Genomic DNA, 17,824 nt, shown 5'->3' on the forward strand with positions numbered 1-17,824 from the left:
GGTGAGTTTCGAACTCCCCGTCGCGCGGGGTCCGGGACGCGACCTGGCGAACCAGATCGGCGGCCTCGTCGCGTTCTCGGTCACGGCGATCCAGCGCACGATCACGACCGTCGTTCGAGGACGGCTGTCGCTCGAGGAAACGATCACGCAGGCTCTCTTCGTCGCGCGGGTCTGCACCGTTCCCGCGTTGCTGCTGATGCTGCCCATCGGCGTACTGATCGCGGTATCGGTCGGCTCGTTGGCCGGAAGGCTCGGCGCCGGAGCGTATTCCGGCGCCGTCGTCGCATTCGTCGTGGTCGGTCAAGCAGCAGCGCTGGTCTGCGCGTTGATGCTGGCGGGGGTCGCCGGGTCGGCGATCTGCGCCGACCTCGGATCCCGGACCATCCGCGAGGAGATCGCGGCGATGGAGGTGATGGGTCTCGACGTCGTCGAACGGCTGGTCGTACCGCGGTTGATCGCGTCGGCTGTCGTGTCACTCGCGATCTGCGCCATGGTCACGGCCGTCGGCGTCGGTGCCTGCTTCTTCTATCAGGTGTTCGTCGCCGATCAATCGGCAGGCGCGTTCCTCGCGACGTTCAGCGAGTACGGTCGCGTATCGGATTTCACGATGGCAATGATCAAGTCGGTCTGCTTCGCGGTGACGTCGACCCTCGTCGCGTCGTTCAAGGGTCTGCACGCCAAGGGTGGCCCGAGCGGTGTCGCCGATGCCGTCAACGAGGCCGTCGTGCTCGCGTTCGTCCTCGCCTTCGTCGTCAATACCGTGTTGTCCCAGCTCTATTCGGTCGCGGTTCCGGCAGTGGGGACGTACTGATGCCGTACGACGGTGTGGTCCGACTCCGCCGGCAAGGACATCGCGCCACCGGCGCACTCGTCGTTCTCGGTCAGCACGTCACGTTCTACACCGAGACCGTCGCCGCGATACCGTTCACGCTCCGCCGCTACTACCGGCACGTCGCTCAGCACATCGGCGAAGTGAGTTTCGGATACGCGTCGCTTCTCGCGGGCGGCGGAACGATCGGCATCGTGTTCGCCATGTCCGCCGTCGCGGCGATGATGGTCGGCGTCGAGACGTACCGCGGTCTCGACCTGATCGGCCTGACATCGTTGTCCGGCTTGCTGTCCGCCATCGCGAACACTCGAGAGCTGGCGCCGGTCATCGCCAGTATCGCGCTGGCGGCGAAGGTCGGAACAGGCTTCACCGCTCAGCTGGGCGCCATGAGGATCTCGGACGAGATCGACGCACTCGATTCGATGGCCGTCCGACCGATTCCCTTCCTCGCGACGACGCGCCTGCTCGCGGCCGTCGTGTGCATCGTTCCGATCTATCTGGTCGGGCTCATCGCGACGTTCGTCGCCACGCGCCTTGTCGTCGTGACGTTCGGCAGCAGTTCGGCCGGGACGTACGACTACTACTTCCATCTCGCGATGACACCCGCCGACATGGTCGGTTCGGTCGTCAAGGCCGTGGTCTTCGCGATCGTGGTCGCACTCGTCCACTGCGCCTACGGTTTCCACGCGTCCGGCGGCCCGGAGGGCGTCGGGCGCGCAGCCGGGCGCGCGTTGCGCACCTCCATTCTCGCCATCGGCATCACCGACGTGTTCCTGACGTTCGTACTGTGGGGAATCGCGCCCACCGTGCCCGGGCTCGGTGTCTCGTGACCGCAGCGCTGCCGAGACGTCTCGGGCCGAGCCGTACCGGGCTTGCGATGCGGGGCGTCGCGGCTGCGGCGGCCCTGACGACCGCGGCGGTCGCGTCCGTCGCATACGCCGACGGCGGGTTCGAGCGCGCACCGGAGGTATACGCCGATGTTCCGGCATCTGCCGGTCTGTTGATCGGGGAGATCGGCGTCGTGTACCGCGGTGTACAGGTCGGCAGAGTCGTCGGCATCGACAGCGGCACCGACCGTTCTCGCGTCACGATGCGCATCGACCCCGACGAGATCGACACCGTCCCGGCATCGGCGCTCGTCCGTATCGCGCCGCGAACCCTGTTCGGTGACGTCTACGTCGATCTCGTCGACACCGGCACGGCGTCACGGCCTCTCACCGGTGGCACGACCCTGAACGTCGACACATCCGCCGAAGCAGTACAACTCGCCGACGTCTATCGCACCGTCACCAGCTTGCTGAACCGAGTGGAGCCGGCCAGGGCGCAGACTGCGCTCACCGCCATCGGTACGGCTCTCGACGGAAGGGGCAGGAGTCTGGGCGAGACGATCGACCGCGTCGCGTCCATCGAGGCGCAGCTTCAGCCGCAGATCGCCGCAGCGCTCGATCACACCACGTCGGTTCGGCACGTGGCCGAAGCCCTCGCCGATGCCACACCCGACGTACTGGCGACGATCGACGCAGCCACCGCGTTGTCGCAGACGACGCTGGACCGTGCCGACGGATTCGACGCTCTGCTGACCAATGCCGCCGGCCTGGCCGCGTCGGCCGATGCCGTGGCACGGGACAACACATCCACCACGATCACCGTGGTCCAGCGCGGTGCAACGGTTCTGAAGACGTTGTCGGACAACGCCGATGGGCTCGCGGCGACACTCGACATGCTCGAGCCGTTCGGCGCAGCAGGAGCCCGAATCTTCGCGAGCGGTCGATTCGACATCACCGCGGTGCCCGACTTCTCCGATCCCCTGCCGTACACGGCGGCCGACTGCCCTCGTTATCCCGGACTCGACAGCCGCGCGTGCGCACTCTCCACGGTGCAGGACGCAGCAGTCGGCGCTTCCCTCCCGTTGAACCCTGCCAGCACGATGCTGCTCGCACCGGTCCTGCAGGGCACCAAGGTGACGATTCGATGACCTCCGTTCGCACACCGCTGGTGCAGCTCGCCGCTTTCGCCGTGGCGGGTGTGGTGTCGGCGATCGTCGTCGTCGACACGCTCAGTGTTCCCGTGCCCGGCGACACCGTCTCGTACACAGCCGAATTCAGCGGAGTCGAAGGTTTACGAGACGGCAACGACGTCACCCTGGCAGGAGTACGCGTCGGACGCGTCGACGACGTCGATTTCACGACCGCCGCGGACCGCAGCACCGCAGTCGTGCGTTTCTCGGTGCAGAAGGCAGTGGCGGTACCGCAGAACATCACCGCGGCCATTCGATACGGCGACATGCTGGGCGCCCGATATCTCGCACTCGACCCACCTACCGAACCGTCCGGCGCCTTGCCGGACGGCGGAACCATCCCTCTCGAACGTACGACGCCCCCGGTGGACCTCACGGCTCTGGTGAACGGATTCGAGCCGTTGTTCGCCGCGGTCGATCCCGACCAGGTCAACGCGCTGGCGCGTTCGATCATCGACGCGTTCGAAGGTGAAGCGGGAACCATCGACTCCCTGCTGCGGCATGTCGCGTCGGTCACCCGGGGATTGGCGAACAACGAGCAGGTGCTGACCGACCTGATCGCCGATCTGAGTTCCGTTGTCACGACGATGGATTCGCATCGTGACGACATCACTCGGGTGATCGGAGGCCTGACCGACATGAGCAGCACCGTCGCACAGCAGGGAGACCAGCTCGAGACGCTTCTCGACGACGGATCGGACGCGGTGCGGTCGCTGTCGATCTTGACGACTCACGCTGTCGACCCTCTCGACGCTGCTCTGTCGGACGCGAACGCCACGACCGATTCGTGGATTCCGAACACCGCGAACTTCGACCGCACGATGACCCTGTTGCCGGAACTGGCGTCGGCGATCAATCATCTCGGCGACTACGGCGGCTGGCTCAACCTGTACACCTGCAACTTCATTCTGAAGGCCGGGGACGCCGAGGCGAACATCTTCGGGGGAACACACACGGAGATTTGCCGATGACGACGGTGAGACTAGGGGTCACCGGCATCGCACTCGTAGCGCTGTTGTTGATCGCCGCCATCGTGATTCCGCACGGCTGGTACGTCTTTCGCACCACCGGTTACAGCGCTCAGTTCGAGAACGCGGGCGGTCTCACCGAATCGGACCCTGTCTACGTGGCGGGCGTTCCCGCCGGACGCGTCGACAGCGTCGACATCGCAGGTGACCACGTGGAGGTGCACTTCAGGCTCGACCGCGGCCGACCATTGGGTGATCGCACTCAGGCGGCGATCAAGCTGCGCACCATTCTCGGTAAGCGGTATCTCGAGATCATCCCCGACGGAACAGGTTCCATCGACACCATCCCGTTGGCGCGAACCATCGTGCCGTATTCGCTCGACGAGATCGGGACCGCCACCACGAACGCCGCCGACGAACTGGACGTCCCGGCCCTGGAGCAGATGGTGGCGACGCTGCGGGACGTCACCCCGACCGACACGACGATCGTCGCCGACGCGTTGACCGGGGTCAGCACCGCGTCGGCCATGTTGGCCAGGAACGACGAGCAGATCGCAGGGCTTCTCGATGCGTCGCAGTCCCTGTCGACGGCCGTGGCCGCGGAAAGCGATTCGCTCGCAGTGCTTCTCGGAAACGCACAGACCGTTCTCGGCATTCTGTCGGACCGTCGAGCGGCGGTGAGCCAGTTGGTGACGGACCTGCGTACGCTCACCGCGTCGGCCGAGGCGTTCCTGAACGACAACACCGCCGAACTCGACGATGTGCTGATCGACATGCGCTCCGTGACCGACACGCTCGAGCGCAACGGACAGAACATCGACGCCCTCATGTCCACACTGCCCGCGGGTCTCCGTGCGGTCACCGACGCCACCGGCAATGGCAACTGGGTCGACGTGTCCGCCCCCGCCGGCCCGGTACCGGACAATCTGCTGTGTGCGCTGGGTGTGATGACGGGGTGCACCGGATGAGGTACGTGGCTCTGTTCGTGCTCCTGGCCGTCGTGGCCTGCGGCGGCTGGTTCGTGATATCGACGGACGATTCCACCACCGTCACAGCCGATTTCGCCTACATCGACGGAATCTATCCCGGAAGCCCGGTACAGGTGCTCGGCGTTCCCGTCGGGACGGTCGACGCCGTCGAGCCGCAGGGCACGAGTGTGCGGGTCACCATGTCGGTGTCGGGCGTCGACACCCCGGCCGACGCGCGGGCCTACGTCATGAACCCGTCCGTCGTGAGCGACCGCTTCGTCGAACTGGGACCGGCATACCGAGGCGGACCGACGCTGGGCGACACCATCATTCCTGTCGAACGGAGCCACTCGCCCATCAACTGGGATCAGCTGATGGCGAGCGTCACGACACTCGCAGGCGCGCTCGGCCCCGACGGCGGCGACGTCGGGTCCGCGCTCGACATCGTCGCCGGCGGAACGGCAGGCCTCGGTCCTGCGATCAACGACGCGATACGCGACATCTCTCAGGCGACCGCGGTCGTCGGAGGAAACAGCGATCAGATCGGTGCGCTCATCGAGAATCTGAACACTCTCGTCACCGCGCTTGCATCACGCGAGGGTGCCCTGACCTCTGTTACCGACTCGCTCGATCTGCTCGGACGCCAGCTCGCGTCCGAGGACATCGACATCGGCACGCCGATTGCCCAGTTGCGCAGCATGTTCGACCGACTCGACGTCCTCCTCGCCGACCGCGGACAAGACCTTCGAGCGGTCCTCGCGAACACTCGCGACCTCACCGGCCGGTTCTCGGCGCACCAAGCGCAGTTCGCCGAATTCCTCGACTTGCTGCCACTGACGATGCAGAACATCGGCAACACCATCGGCGACGACGAACGCGCCCGCATCCGCCTGAACATCTCCACCGATCTGGACCAGTTCGCCGCGGCGGCGCCGCTCTGCAGAGATCTCGCGTTGCCGATCTGCACCGGCGCCGGACTGACCAACCCGGTTCCGGTGCCCATCAGCACGTCCGATCCGCTCGGCCTCGCCCAGTTGATGACGGGAGGACGATGACGCGCCTCGTACTGCTCTGCTGCACTGCCCTTCTGCTGTCGGGCTGCAGCCTCGGGCTCGGTGAGCTTCCGATCGGCCGCTCCGCCGACGGCGACGACTACCTCGTGACGGCCGAATTCCCTCGCGCCGACCGCATCCGACTCGGGACCGAGGTGCGCGTCGAACAGCATCTCGTCGGACGCGTCCACGACCTGACGACGGACGGGCGCGGCGCCCAGGTCGGACTCAGCCTCGAGGCGTCGACTCCGCTGCCTGCCGACGTCACCGCGTCGCTGGAGCTTCCGTCCGCATTGGGTGAGCCGTACGTCCGCTTGGAGGTGCCTGCCGATCCGTCGTCCACGATCCTGGTCGACGGCGACGTCATCGCGAACACCGGAATCGGCCCGGAGCTCGAGAATTCGCTGGCCACACTGGGATTGGTGCTGAACGGCAGCGGCATCGACCAACTGCAGGGCATCGTGACCGAGATGAACGACGCGTTCGGCGGACGTGGCCCCGAGATCCGCGAACTGATGCACAGCGCCGACGCACTCCTCGCGAAGGCCGATGCGCAGCAAGCCGAATTCGATCGAGTGCTGATCGCTGCCGGTGCGGTGTCCGCCGCGCTCGCCGACAATCGCGCCACCCTCGATGCAGGTCTGGCCGTCGCCGCGCCGACGATGGACCTGCTCGTCCGTCAACGAGACCGGATATCGTCACTGATCGCCACGACGTCGTCGCTCGCGGAGAATGCACGAAAACTGCTCGGCGACAACACCGATCGATTGGCCTCGGGCGTCGACGATCTCGCGGTTCTTCTCGCATCGATCCAAGGATTCAACGACTCGGTCACGCCGACGCTCGACAACATGAACCAGTTCATCGAGGGGTTCGACGGCGCGGTACACGGCGACTACCTCGTTTTCGACGGTGCTCTGGACCTTCCGGAGACGGTCGGCGAACTGATGACGGGCGGACGCGTCGCCGATGTGCCGGCGACGCTCGAACAACTACTCGTTCCGGAGGGTCCTCGATGAGGCGTACGGTGCGCATTCAATTGGTGCTCTTCGCTGTCACCTCGGTCGTCGCGGTACTGGTCGGCACCCACTACGTGGTGGGGTCCCAACTCCTCCGGAGTTCGATCGCGGTGACCGCGACGATGCCCGACGCCATGAACCTCGGTGTCGGAGCGGGCGTGACGTACCGGGGTGTCGCGGTAGGCGAGATCACCGACATCACCGTCACCGACGCCGGCGTCGAGCTCGCGATCGGACTCGATCCGGACACGCGGGTTCCCGTCGGATCGACCGCGAAGGTGACCGACGCCAGTGCACTCGGCATCCGGACCCTCGACATCGTCCCGACGACGGACGCCGGACCGTACCTGGCCGACGGCGGCGCTCTCGTGGTGCGACCCGAGGACCAGCCGAGGGAGCTCGGCGACCTGCTCGTGGAGATGTCGAGTCTCGTCGAATCCATCGATCCCGACTCGATCACGACACTCGGCGAGACGTTCGGCGCCGCGCTCGACGGGACCGGTCCTGCACTGCGTCGACTGCTCGACGACGTCGACACTCTGTCCCGCATGCTCGAGGAACAGGCGCCTGCCCTGGCGAACATCGTGGACGCCGGACTTCCGATGCTCGACGCCGTCGCCTCCCGGGCGGACGGTCTGCCCGGATCCGCCGCGGCCGTGCGGGACATCACCGGACAACTGCGCGCCCAGGAGCCGTCGTTGATCTACCTCCTGGACCGGTCGCCGGACGCGCTGGCCAGGACGCAGGTGCTGCTCGACGACACGAGGGGGACCTTCGGCGCCCTGCTCACGAACCTCGTCTCCGTGACAGGCGTGCTCGCCGATCGCACACCCGCGACGACGGCACTGCTCGACGCGATGCCGACGACGCTCGGCAAGTTGACGTCCATCGTGCACGGCGACCGCGGGGACTTCACGCTCGTCGCCACCCAGGGGCCGGTCTGCTGGTACGACACCCCGCGCCGCAGCGTCGGCGACGAGTCACCACGCGAGCCGAACCTGAACCTCTACTGCCCACCCGGTCCCGACCTTGCGCAACGCGGCTCTGCGAACGCACCCCGACCGAACGACCTCGGCGCAGGCGACGCCACGCAGCCCGGCAACGTCACCGGCCCACCGATGGCCGACGACCCACTGCTGATCCCGACGGGCGTCGAGGCGCTCGACTATTGGAAGAGACTTCTGGAAGGAGTGTCCGAATGACGCTGCGAAGGATCGTCGCCGCGATGATCGCCACGACGCTCGTTGCGGCCGTCGCCGTGCTGGGCTACCTCGTCGTGCAGAACCGCACGATGGACGAGCTGCGGTCGACGGCCGTGGCGTCGGCGACGCAGTACACCGAGCAACTCGCCACGTACGACTACACGGATCCGACGGCGAATCTGGACGCGGTGACGTCGTCGTCGACCGCCGATTTCGCCAGTTCCTACCGGAACGTGTCCGACAAACTGACGGGGTTGCTCAGCCAAGGCCAAGGACAGGCCACAGGGCATGTGACCAGCGCTGGAGTCGTCGAACTGAGTTCCGAGCACGCCGTCGTCGCCCTCTTTCTCGACCAGTCGGTGCGCAATCTCACCGCGCCCGACGGCCGCACCGATTCGTCACGCATGCTGGTGAGGCTCGAGCGTGACGGAGACCGATGGCTGTTGGCCTCCGCGGAACCGCGATGACATGATGGCAGGCCCATCGGGCCGTGCACCCGGGTCGTGCCGCGGGCTGCACTCCCGGCTCGATCGGGTCGTTCCGCGGGCTGCACTCCCGGTCCAACTGCTGGTCGGGGCACACCCCGAAACGCAGAGCACGTAGCCTGACGGGGAAGGAACGGTGGCTCACGGGGAATGACACGCGTGTTGTTCCGATACATTGTCGGAGCCACCAGGCACGATGCAAGAAGGTCGTAGACCATGTCAGCGAGCGACGGGTCACCACTATCGAGGAGATAAGGCCATGGCTTTACCAGTATTGACACCGGAACAGCGCACTGCGGCTCTGGCCAAGGCGGCCGAGGCACGCACTGCCCGGTCGAAGCTGCTGGCCGCCGTCAAGTCCGGCGAGCTCAGCGTTGCTGACGTTCTCGCGAAGGCCGAGAACGACGAAATCGTCAAGAAGACCAAGGTGTCGGCCCTGATCAAGGCCCTGCCGGGTGTCGGTTCGGTGCGCGCCGCACAGCTGCTCGAGCAGCTGGCGATCGCAGACACCCGCCGCATCGGCGGCCTCGGCGCCAACCAGCGTGAAGCGCTGCTGGCTGCCGTCGCATCCTGATCGACACACGAGGAGGCGCAGGTCACATTCCGCGGGGTTAGCATTTGCCCATGAACGTCGAAGTGACTCTGCTGCCCGGGATCGGGGTGCGGAAAGATTTCGCCCTCGCATCCGGGCGCCGCATCGGGGTCATCACCCGTAAGGACGGCGCGAACGAACTCATCGTCTCGCGCAAGGATGACCCCGACGCAACACAGGCGTCCATCACCTTGAGCAATGAGGAAGCGGCGGCGCTGGGCAATCTGCTCGGCACGCCGCAACTCATTGCCCAGCTCGGGGAAGACCATCGAGACCTTCCCGGCATCAACACGCGGCAGCTACCCATTCGGGAAGGCTCGCGATTCGACGGCCGAACCCTCGGCGACACGATGATGCGCACCAAGACTGGTGTGTCGGTCGTCGCGGTCATGCGCGCAGGTCAAGTGCAGCCGTCGCCCACTCCTGAATTCACGCTCACCTCCGGAGATCTGCTCGTCGCCGTCGGTACCGCCGACGGACTCGACGCTGCATCCAGGCTTCTCGGCAAAGCCTGAGAGACGACGGGCTGAGCCGATGGCCGAGAGCGCGCTCGCCCTCACCGAACTCGGCGCGGTGTTCTTCGCGCTCGGCCTCCTCGCGCGACTCTCAGGCAAGATCGGCGTGTCTCCGATCCCGTTCTACCTGCTCGGTGGGCTGTGCTTCGGCAACGGCGGATTCGTCAACCTCGCGGGCATCGACGAGTTCAGCGAAATCGCCAGCGAGATCGGCGTCATCCTGCTGCTCCTGCTGCTCGGGCTCGAATACACCGCCACCGAACTCGTCACCGGTCTGCGCAGATCCTGGTTGGCCGGTCTCGTCGACCTGGTTCTCAATTTCGTGCCGGGAGCTGTCGCGGCCCTGCTGCTCGGGTGGGGAGGCGTCGGCGCGCTCGTGCTCGGTGGCGTCACGTACATCTCGTCGTCGGGAATCGTCGCGAAAGTACTGACCGACCTGGGCAGGCTCGGCAACCGCGAGACACCCGTCGTGCTGTCGATTCTCGTGTTCGAGGACCTCGCGATGGCCGTCTACCTGCCGATTCTGACTGCCGTCCTCAGCGGTGTCAGCTTCCTCGGTGGTCTCGAAGCGCTCGGCGTATCGCTGCTCGTCATCACGATCGTCCTGGTCGTCGCGCTGCGGTACGGCAGCATCGTCTCGGCGATCGTCGACAGTCCCGACCGTGAGGTCGTACTTCTCAAAGTCCTCGGGTCCGCGTTGCTCGTCGCGGGCATCGCGTCGGAACTGCAGGTGTCGGCCGCCGTCGGCGCGTTCCTGCTGGGAATCGCAATTTCAGGGTCGACGGCCGACAACGCGACCCGCGTCCTCGAGCCGCTGCGAGACCTGTTCGCCGCGATGTTCTTCGTCGTCTTCGGGCTGAGCACCGACCCGGCGACCGTTCCCCCGGTCCTGGGCTGGGCCATCCTGCTGGCCGCCGTGACGACGGCGACGAAGATGATCACCGGCGCGTGGGCGGCCGGGCGTCAGGGCATCGGGAGGCCTGGACGTCTTCGCGCGGGCGCGGCGCTGGTCGCGCGCGGTGAGTTCTCGATCGTCATCGCAGGTCTCGCGGTGTCCGCGGGAGCCGTAGAAGGCGAACTGGCCGCGCTGGCTACCGCATATGTGCTGCTCATGGCGGTTCTGGGTCCGGTTGCTGCGCGAGTCGTCGAGCCGATCGCGCGGACCCTCGTTCGTTCCAAGCCCGCGATGTGATTGGCTAGCCCGATGGCCGAGAGACGTCGAACTGCGACTTCAGGCGTGTCCGCGCTGCGTCGACGACCGCAGCTGTCCGAGGACGTCGCCAACCATGTTCGGCATGTCGTCATGTCGGGCGAGATCCGGCCCGGTGACTTCATTCGGCTCGACGAGACAGCCGCGGAGCTGGGCGTGAGCGTCACGCCGGTGCGCGAAGCACTGCTGACGCTGCGCGGCGAAGGCATGGTCGAACTGGTACCGCATCGTGGCTACGTCGTGTCGCCGTTGACGCCCGACGACATCGTCGACATCTTCTGGTTGCAGGGCCAGATCGCCGTCGAGTTGGTCCGACGCGCGGCTCCCCGGATCACGCCCGATGTGATCGCCGAGCTGGAGAAATTCAACGCCGAGCTGTCCGACGCGGTCGAGAAGAGTCAGCCGAACGAGGTCGAGATCGCCGAATTCGAATTTCACCGCGTGCTCAACCGGCTCGCCGAGGCCAGCAAGCTCGCGTGGTTCCTGAACAACGCGACGCGCTACACCCCGACCAGGCTGTACGCCGTCGACCTGGACTGGGGACGCGAAGCGGTCCGCAGTCACGAGCAACTGATCGCGGCGCTGAAGGCGTCCGACGTCGACGAGGCATGCCGGTTGATGCAGCAGCAGTTCACCGATTGTGCGGAGCGGTTGGTCGCGTACCGCGACTCGTGAGTGCGAATGTACAGCGGGCTGTACATTCGCACTCACGTGCGGCGTCAGCCGCCTACGACCGTAGGGAGTTCGGCGCCTGGAACCGCGGGCCGTACTTCGCCGCGAGCTCGTCCGCACGCTCGACGAAGCCGGCCTGGCCACCCTTGTAGCCGACGATGTACTGGTGCACGCCACCGGTCCACGCCGGGTAGCCGATGCCGAAGATCGAGCCGATGTTGGCGTCGGCCGTCGTCGTCAGGACACCTTCGTCGAAGCACTTCTGAGTCTCGATGGCCTCGATGAACAGCATGCGCTCGATGAGGTCCTCGAACGGGATCTCCGCCGTGCCGGACTTGAACGCGTCACGCAGTCCGGGCCACAGGCCGGTGCGCTTGCCGTCGGCGTACTCGTAGAACCCGGCGCCCTTGGCCTTCGACGGCCGCTCGAACTCGTCGACCATCTTGTCGATGACGGCACCCGCAGGATCCTCGGGCGGCGTCTGACCTGCTGCGACGAGCGCGTCGTACGTCTCCTTGCGGATCTTCTGCATGAGCGTCAGCGTCAACTCGTCGGACAGCTGCAGCGGCGCAGCCGGGTAGCCGGCCTGCAGACCCGCCTGCTCGATGGTCGACGGCTCGACGCCCTCACCGAGCATCGCGATGGCCTCGTTGATGAAGGTTCCGATGACGCGCGAGGTGAAGAATCCGCGGCTGTCGTTGACGACGATCGGCGTCTTCTTGATGGCCTGGACCAGGTCGAAGGCCTTCGCCAACGCCGCATCCGACGTCTTCTCACCGCGAATGATCTCCACCAGCGGCATCTTGTCGACGGGCGAGAAGAAGTGGATACCGATGAAGTCTTCCTGGCGCTTCACACCCGTCGCGAGCGACGTGATCGGCAGCGTCGAGGTGTTGGATCCGAGCAACGCCGTCGGTTCGACGATGTCCTCGATCTCCTGGAACACCTTCTGCTTCAGTTCCTCGGACTCGAAGACAGCTTCGATGACGAGGTCGGCACCCGCGGTGTCCTGCGGATCGGCCGTCGGATGGATGCGCGCGAGCAGCGCGTCGGACTTCTCCTGCGTCGTCTTGCCACGCGAGAGGGCCTTGGCCTCGATGCCCTCGGAGTAGGCCTTGCCCTTCTGTGCGGCCTCGATGCTGACGTCCTTGAGCACGACGTCGATCCCGGCCTTGGCGCACACGTAGGCGATGCCGGCGCCCATCATGCCTGCGCCCAGCACGGCGACCTTGGAGAACGTCGTCTTCTCGATGCCGTCCGGACGGGACTTGCCCGAGTTGATGGCCTGCAGATCGAAGAAGAACGCCTGGATCATGTTCTTCGAGACCTGCCCGGTCACGAGCTCGGTGAAGTAGCGGGACTCGATGGTCGACGCGTTGTCGAAGTCCACCTGAGAGCCTTCGACGGCAGCCGCGAGGATCGCGCGCGGCGCGGGCATCGGCGCACCCTTGATCTGCTTGCGCAGGTTCGACGGGAACGCGGGCAGCACCGCGGCGAGCTTCGGGTTCGACGGCGTTCCACCCGGGATCTTGTAGCCCTTGACGTCCCACGGCGCGACGCCGCCCTCGGGGTTGGCCTTGATCCACGCCTTCGCTGCGGGGACCAACTCGTCGATGGTGTCGACGAGCTCGTGGACGAGCCCGATTTCCAATGCCTTCTCCGGACGGAACCGTGTGCCCTGCGCGAGGACGGTCATGAATCCGTTCTGGATGCCGAGCAGACGGGTGATGCGTGTGACGCCACCGCCGCCGGGAAGCAGGCCGAGCGACACCTCGGGCAGACCGAGCTGCACACCCGACACCTTCGCCGCGATGCGGTGATGCGTCGCGAGCGCGATCTCGAGACCGCCGCCGAGCGCGGCGCCGTTGATCGCCGAGACGACGGGCTTGCCGAGCTTCTCGAGCCGACGCAGCTGCGCCTTGATGCCCTGCACCTCGTCGAACACCTGCTGGGCGTCTTCGGGCTTCGCCTGGATCAGGTTGTTCAGGTCACCGCCGGCGAAGAACGTCTTCTTGGCGGACGTGATGACGACGCCGGTGATCGAGTCGACTTCCTTCTCCAGCCGATCGACGGTGGCTCCCATCGAATCCTTGTACAGCTGGTTCATCGTGTTGGCGCCCTGATTGGGGTCGTCCATCGTGAGCACGACGATGCCGTCGGAGTCCTGTTCCCACTGAATCATGTTCTCGCTCATGGTATTTACCTCAGACTCGCTCGATGATGGTTGCGACGCCCATGCCGCCGCCGATGCACAGGGTGATGAGGGCGTACCGACCGCCGCGGCGCTCGAGCTCGTCGAGCACGGTTCCGGTGATCATGGCGCCCGTCGCGCCGAGCGGGTGGCCCATCGCGATGGCGCCACCGTTGACGTTGAGCTTTTCGTTCGGGATCTGCAGATCCTTCTGGAAGCGCAGAACGACGGACGCGAACGCCTCGTTCAGCTCGAACAGGTCGATGTCGTCGACGGTCAATCCCGCGGTCGCGAGAACCTTCTTCGACGCGGGGGTCGGGCCGGTCAGCATGATCGTCGTGTCGGCTCCGGACGTGGCGGTCGCGACGACGCGCGCACGCGGGACCATGTTCAGATCCTTGCCTGCCTGCTCGCTTCCGACGAGCACGAGTGCTGCCCCGTCGACGATGCCCGAGCTGTTACCGCCGGTGTGGACATGGTTGATCTTCTCGACCCAGTGATACTTCTGCAGCGCGACGTCGTCGAAGCCGCCCATCTGGGCGACGCCGGTGAACGCCGGGTTGAGCTTGCCGAGCGATTCGAGGGTCGTACCGGGACGCATGTGCTCGTCCTGATCGAGGATCAGCAGGCCGTTCTGGTCCTTGACCGGGACGACCGACTTGGCGAAGTAGCCACCCGACCATGCCGCAGCGGCGCGTTCCTGCGACTGCACGGCGTAGGCGTCGACGTCTTCGCGGCTGAACCCCTCGATCGTCGCGATCAGATCGGCACCGATGCCCTGCGGTACGAAGTACGTGTCGTAGTTGGTGGCCGGGTCCATCGCCCAGGCGCCGCCGTCACTACCCATCGGAACGCGGGACATCGACTCGACGCCACCGGCGATGACGACCTCGTCCCAGCCGGATCGCACCTTCTGAGCAGCCAGGTTGACCGCTTCGAGGCCCGACGCGCAGAAACGGTTGAGCTGGAATCCGCCGACGGTGTCCGGCATCTTCGCTTCGAGGACAGCGGTCCGCGCGATGTCGGCGCCCTGATCGCCGACGGGCGAGACGACTCCGAGGATGAGATCGGAGATGCGGTTCTCGTCGAGGTCCGGGAACCGGCGACGTAGTTCGTCGATCAGGCCGGTGACCAGCGAGATCGGCTTGACCGAATGCAGTGATCCGTTCTTCCCCTTACCGCGTGGGGTGCGGATGGCTTCGTAAATGAACGCCTCTGTGGACACAGCGTGCGCTTCCTTTCACCTGCTCGACTCGGCGGCACCGGGGCACCGCAGGACACGAGGAATACACCTCGGCTGCTACCACAGTAGAACGGGTTTCAAGCACTGATGAAGGACCGAAACGAGCGTTGTCCGTGACCGGTGCAATCGTTTGAGTTCGCGCGTGGGAGGGTAGACGACAGGTTCGACGCGGGGGGCATCGAGAAAGCAGGAGATGATGTCCATGGACACCCAGCAGCCGTTCGCGGTCGGCTCGCGCGTCAAGGTGCGCTACAGCGCCGATTCGAAGGCGCCGCGCGACCAGCGGCCCATGGAATCGGGTGTCGTCAAGGAGGACTTCGGCGACCTGTCCGCGGTCGCGGGTCTGAGGACGTGGGCCGTCGCGCATCGATACGCCGTCGCACTCGACGACGGTCGCCTCGTGTTCGTCGATCCCGACGACATCGAACCGGCGTGAATGCGCGTTCTCGTGTTGGGTCCGCGAGCATCCTTGTGCTGTGCTAGGACCCATTTCGGGGAGCCAGCACCCATATTGCAGAGCTAGCACCCCTGATCAGGTCCGAACAGGGGTGGTAGGTCGCCAGAAGGGGTGCCAGCTCGAGCGCCTGGGCATCACTACTCCTTCAGAGGTGTGGCACCCAGTTCGGCCTGCAGCAATTCCATCGCGACGGTCTCGGGGTCACGTCGGATCGTCGGGTCGGCGGGTTCGGCTGCGGCCTTGAGCAGCTCTTCCTCGTCCTCGGGTGTCTCCGGCGGCGGAGGCCCCGGCGGTTCGGGGTCGTCCGGGTAGTCCGGCGCCTCGGGCGGGGGAATGTCGTCGTAGTCGCCACCACCCGAACCGGACCGTGCATCATCGGACGCGGGCCTGCTCTGGCTCGGCCGCGAGAACTTGGTGGGCGCGGACTTCGGCGGCTCGGGTGCCGCTTTCGCAACGGGTGCTTCCTCCACCGGAACCGCAGCTCCGACGACGCACGTCACCGTCCAGTCGACGCCGAAGACGTCACGTAGCGCGTCGCGGATGACGTCGGCGTTGCGCGGCTCCTGCAGTCGCTTCGCGAGCGGCGCGGAGTCGTGGCCGAGCGTGATGGAATCCGCCTCGACCGCACGCACCGATGCACCGGACAGCATGACCTCGACGGTGCGGCTGCGTTCGCGCACCTTGGCTCGCACCTCGGACCACACCGCACGTACTGCGGCGGCGTCGGGAGCGGTCGACCCGACGGGGGCAGGCTCGGGCTCCGGTTCGGGTTCAGGCTCCGGTTCGTACGCCGGCTCCTGCGTCGACAGCGGTGGCGGAACGGGATCCGGTTGCGGCTGCGGCGTCGGCTCGGGTTCGGGCTGCGGTTCGGGCTCCGGCGTCGGCTCGGGTTGCGGAGTGGGTCGCGGCACGGGTGCCGGTTCCGGCGTCGGCTCCGGTTCGGGCGTCGGCTCCGGTTGGGGCGTCGGCTCCGGTTCGGGGACGGGCGCGGGCTCAGGGGTGGGCACTGTGACTGCAGGAGTGACTGCAGCCGGGGCCGCGGGCTCTGGAGGGGTTACGGGTACTGGAGGGGCGGCGGGTGCTACGGCGGCAGCCTCGGCAGCCGCACGTTGCGATGGCCGAACGAACTTCGGCGCGACCTCGTCGGCCGGGGCAGCAGCAGGTGCGGGTGCCGATTCGACCGGGCGACGCGGCGTCGCCTGCTGTACGGCTGCCTGCTCACCGGCGGGCAGAGTCACGTCGAGACGACGCTCGAGACGTTCCAACCGTTGCAGCACAGCCGATTCCGCGTCGGACGCCGACGGCAGAAGCATGCGCGCACACATGACTTCGAGCAGAAGCCGTGGAGCCGTGGCGCCGCGCATCTCGCCGAGTCCGGCGTGCACGATCTCCGCGTAGCGGGCGAGGGTCGCCGAACCGATGCGTTCGGACTCGTCCCTCAGACGTTCCAACACGTCGCCGGGGACGTCGACGAGACCACGCTCCCCCGCGTCGGGAACCGCGCGCATGAGAATCAGGTCGCGGAGACGCTCGAGAAGATCGGTCGCGAACCGTCGCGGATCGTGCCCCGCGTCGACGACCTTGTCGATCGTGCCGAACAGCGACGCACCGTCACCGACGGCCAGGGCGTCGACGGCTTCGTCGATCAGTGCGACGTCGGTGACGCCGAGCAGCGACAGCGCGCGCGAGTACGTGACGCCCTCGGGCCCGGCGCCTGCCAGCAGCTGATCGAGCACGCTGAGCGAGTCACGCGGCGAGCCACCGCCGGCACGAATGACCAGCGGATACACCGGATCCTCGACCGGAACGGACTCCTGCGTCGTGATCTTCTCGAGCAAACCGCGCATGGTCGACGGCGGCAGCAACCGGAACGGGTAGTGGTGGGTCCTCGACCGAATGGTCGGCAGCACCTTCTCCGGCTCGGTGGTCGCGAAGATGAAGACCAGATGCTCCGGCGGCTCCTCGACGACCTTCAGCAGGGCGTTGAAGCCAGCCGTCGTGACCATGTGCGCCTCGTCGATGATGAAGATGACGTAGCGCGACTCGGCCGGGGCGTACACGGCCTTGTCTCGGAGATCACGAGCGTCGTCGACGCCTCCGTGGCTGGCCGCGTCCATCTCGACGACGTCGAGGTTGCCCGGCCCACCCGGGGCGAGAGCGACACACGAACTGCAGACGCCGCACGGCGTCGACGTGGGCCCTTCGGCGCAGTTGAGAGACCGCGCGAGAATACGGGCGGACGACGTCTTACCGCAGCCACGAGGGCCCGAGAAGAGGTATGCGTGGTTGATCCGACCTGCGTTGAGTGCGACGCTCAACGGCTCGGTGACGTGCTCCTGCCCGACGACCTCGGCGAACGTCGCTGGACGGTACTTCCGGTAGAGAGCCACGCACAGAAGGGTAC

Annotated in this window: 17 protein-coding genes; 14 read left to right on the forward strand and 3 right to left on the reverse strand. The window is 66.5% G+C overall.

Annotation, left to right across the window (positions count from 1 at the left end):
• Position 1 precedes the first annotated feature (1 nt).
• From A3K89_RS06735 to A3K89_RS06795, 13 genes are all read left to right on the forward strand, one after another.
• Positions 2 to 811, forward strand: a complete 810-nt coding sequence (locus A3K89_RS06735) for an MlaE family ABC transporter permease (RefSeq protein WP_068423533.1) — start codon at positions 2 to 4, stop codon at positions 809 to 811.
• Positions 811 to 1,659 carry an MlaE family ABC transporter permease gene (locus A3K89_RS06740; protein ID WP_068423534.1) on the forward strand — a complete coding sequence of 283 codons (849 nt, stop codon included), beginning with the start codon at positions 811 to 813 and terminating at the stop codon, positions 1,657 to 1,659. The genes A3K89_RS06735 and A3K89_RS06740 overlap by 1 nt, the downstream gene beginning before the upstream one ends.
• A complete protein-coding gene (locus A3K89_RS06745; RefSeq protein ID WP_254303458.1) occupies positions 1,656 to 2,804 on the forward strand; it encodes an MCE family protein in 1,149 nt (382 codons plus the stop codon). Before A3K89_RS06740 ends, A3K89_RS06745 begins: the two co-directional genes overlap by 4 nt.
• Complete coding sequence (locus tag A3K89_RS06750; protein WP_068423540.1) at positions 2,801 to 3,817, forward strand: MCE family protein; 1,017 nt, start codon at positions 2,801 to 2,803, stop codon at positions 3,815 to 3,817. The genes A3K89_RS06745 and A3K89_RS06750 overlap by 4 nt, the downstream gene beginning before the upstream one ends.
• Entirely contained in the window at positions 3,814 to 4,782 is a 969-nt protein-coding gene (locus tag A3K89_RS06755) for an MCE family protein (RefSeq protein WP_068423542.1), read from the forward strand. Before A3K89_RS06750 ends, A3K89_RS06755 begins: the two co-directional genes overlap by 4 nt.
• A complete protein-coding gene (locus tag A3K89_RS06760) occupies positions 4,779 to 5,837 on the forward strand; it encodes an MCE family protein (RefSeq protein WP_068423658.1) in 1,059 nt (352 codons plus the stop codon). The genes A3K89_RS06755 and A3K89_RS06760 overlap by 4 nt, the downstream gene beginning before the upstream one ends.
• A complete protein-coding gene (locus tag A3K89_RS06765) occupies positions 5,834 to 6,853 on the forward strand; it encodes an MCE family protein (protein WP_068423543.1) in 1,020 nt (339 codons plus the stop codon). Before A3K89_RS06760 ends, A3K89_RS06765 begins: the two co-directional genes overlap by 4 nt.
• Positions 6,850 to 8,055: an MlaD family protein gene (locus A3K89_RS06770; RefSeq protein ID WP_068423545.1), complete on the forward strand. Its 1,206-nt coding sequence runs from the start codon at positions 6,850 to 6,852 to the stop codon at positions 8,053 to 8,055. Before A3K89_RS06765 ends, A3K89_RS06770 begins: the two co-directional genes overlap by 4 nt.
• On the forward strand, positions 8,052 to 8,522 hold the full coding sequence (locus A3K89_RS06775; RefSeq protein WP_068423546.1) for a hypothetical protein: 471 nt from the start codon (positions 8,052 to 8,054) through the stop codon (positions 8,520 to 8,522). The genes A3K89_RS06770 and A3K89_RS06775 overlap by 4 nt, the downstream gene beginning before the upstream one ends.
• A 277-nt stretch (positions 8,523 to 8,799) precedes the next feature.
• Positions 8,800 to 9,114: an integration host factor, actinobacterial type gene (gene mihF, locus A3K89_RS06780; protein WP_068423548.1), complete on the forward strand. Its 315-nt coding sequence runs from the start codon at positions 8,800 to 8,802 to the stop codon at positions 9,112 to 9,114.
• Between the two features lie 50 nt (positions 9,115 to 9,164).
• Positions 9,165 to 9,647 (forward strand): cation:proton antiporter regulatory subunit, encoded by a 483-nt coding sequence (locus A3K89_RS06785; RefSeq protein WP_068423551.1) that lies wholly within the window; start codon positions 9,165 to 9,167, stop codon positions 9,645 to 9,647.
• Between the two features lie 19 nt (positions 9,648 to 9,666).
• Complete coding sequence (locus A3K89_RS06790; protein WP_068423553.1) at positions 9,667 to 10,839, forward strand: cation:proton antiporter; 1,173 nt, start codon at positions 9,667 to 9,669, stop codon at positions 10,837 to 10,839.
• A gap of 12 nt (positions 10,840 to 10,851) precedes the next feature.
• Positions 10,852 to 11,532 (forward strand): GntR family transcriptional regulator, encoded by a 681-nt coding sequence (locus A3K89_RS06795; protein ID WP_068423554.1) that lies wholly within the window; start codon positions 10,852 to 10,854, stop codon positions 11,530 to 11,532.
• A 52-nt stretch (positions 11,533 to 11,584) separates the two neighbouring features.
• Here the strand turns inward: A3K89_RS06795 and A3K89_RS06800 are convergent, their stop codons facing one another.
• Both A3K89_RS06800 and A3K89_RS06805 read right to left on the reverse strand, forming a co-directional pair.
• Positions 11,585 to 13,723 carry a 3-hydroxyacyl-CoA dehydrogenase NAD-binding domain-containing protein gene (locus A3K89_RS06800; protein ID WP_068423556.1) on the reverse strand — a complete coding sequence of 713 codons (2,139 nt, stop codon included), beginning with the start codon at positions 13,721 to 13,723 and terminating at the stop codon, positions 11,585 to 11,587.
• Between the two features lie 10 nt (positions 13,724 to 13,733).
• Positions 13,734 to 14,945 (reverse strand): acetyl-CoA C-acetyltransferase, encoded by a 1,212-nt coding sequence (locus A3K89_RS06805; RefSeq protein WP_068423558.1) that lies wholly within the window; start codon positions 14,943 to 14,945, stop codon positions 13,734 to 13,736.
• A gap of 211 nt (positions 14,946 to 15,156) precedes the next feature.
• On the opposite strand from A3K89_RS06805, the gene A3K89_RS06810 reads away from it, so the two are divergent.
• A complete protein-coding gene (locus tag A3K89_RS06810) occupies positions 15,157 to 15,399 on the forward strand; it encodes a hypothetical protein (RefSeq protein WP_068423559.1) in 243 nt (80 codons plus the stop codon).
• A gap of 158 nt (positions 15,400 to 15,557) precedes the next feature.
• Here A3K89_RS06810 and A3K89_RS06815 read toward each other — a convergent pair whose 3' ends face one another.
• Complete coding sequence (locus A3K89_RS06815; RefSeq protein ID WP_068423660.1) at positions 15,558 to 17,810, reverse strand: DNA polymerase III subunit gamma and tau; 2,253 nt, start codon at positions 17,808 to 17,810, stop codon at positions 15,558 to 15,560.
• Between the last annotated feature and the right edge of the window lie 14 nt (positions 17,811 to 17,824).

The sequence above is a fragment of the Rhodococcoides kyotonense genome, from assembly GCF_001645385.1.
Lineage (GTDB): Bacteria > Actinomycetota > Actinomycetes > Mycobacteriales > Mycobacteriaceae > Rhodococcoides > Rhodococcoides kyotonensis_B.

Excerpts from the sequence above, each read along its gene's own strand:
- A3K89_RS06740 (WP_068423534.1), top strand. The coding sequence starts at position 811 with ATGCCGTACGACGGTGTGGTCCGACTCCGCCGGCAAGGACATCGCGCC.
- A3K89_RS06750 (WP_068423540.1), top strand. The coding sequence starts at position 2,801 with ATGACCTCCGTTCGCACACCGCTGGTGCAGCTCGCCGCTTTCGCCGTG.
- A3K89_RS06755 (WP_068423542.1), top strand. The coding sequence starts at position 3,814 with ATGACGACGGTGAGACTAGGGGTCACCGGCATCGCACTCGTAGCGCTG.
- A3K89_RS06760 (WP_068423658.1), top strand. The coding sequence starts at position 4,779 with ATGAGGTACGTGGCTCTGTTCGTGCTCCTGGCCGTCGTGGCCTGCGGC.
- A3K89_RS06765 (WP_068423543.1), top strand. The coding sequence starts at position 5,834 with ATGACGCGCCTCGTACTGCTCTGCTGCACTGCCCTTCTGCTGTCGGGC.
- A3K89_RS06770 (WP_068423545.1), top strand. The coding sequence starts at position 6,850 with ATGAGGCGTACGGTGCGCATTCAATTGGTGCTCTTCGCTGTCACCTCG.
- A3K89_RS06775 (WP_068423546.1), top strand. The coding sequence starts at position 8,052 with ATGACGCTGCGAAGGATCGTCGCCGCGATGATCGCCACGACGCTCGTT.
- mihF (WP_068423548.1), top strand. The coding sequence starts at position 8,800 with ATGGCTTTACCAGTATTGACACCGGAACAGCGCACTGCGGCTCTGGCC.
- A3K89_RS06785 (WP_068423551.1), top strand. The coding sequence starts at position 9,165 with ATGAACGTCGAAGTGACTCTGCTGCCCGGGATCGGGGTGCGGAAAGAT.
- A3K89_RS06790 (WP_068423553.1), top strand. The coding sequence starts at position 9,667 with ATGGCCGAGAGCGCGCTCGCCCTCACCGAACTCGGCGCGGTGTTCTTC.
- A3K89_RS06795 (WP_068423554.1), top strand. The coding sequence starts at position 10,852 with ATGGCCGAGAGACGTCGAACTGCGACTTCAGGCGTGTCCGCGCTGCGT.
- A3K89_RS06800 (WP_068423556.1), bottom strand. The coding sequence starts at position 13,723 with ATGAGCGAGAACATGATTCAGTGGGAACAGGACTCCGACGGCATCGTC.
- A3K89_RS06810 (WP_068423559.1), top strand. The coding sequence starts at position 15,157 with ATGATGTCCATGGACACCCAGCAGCCGTTCGCGGTCGGCTCGCGCGTC.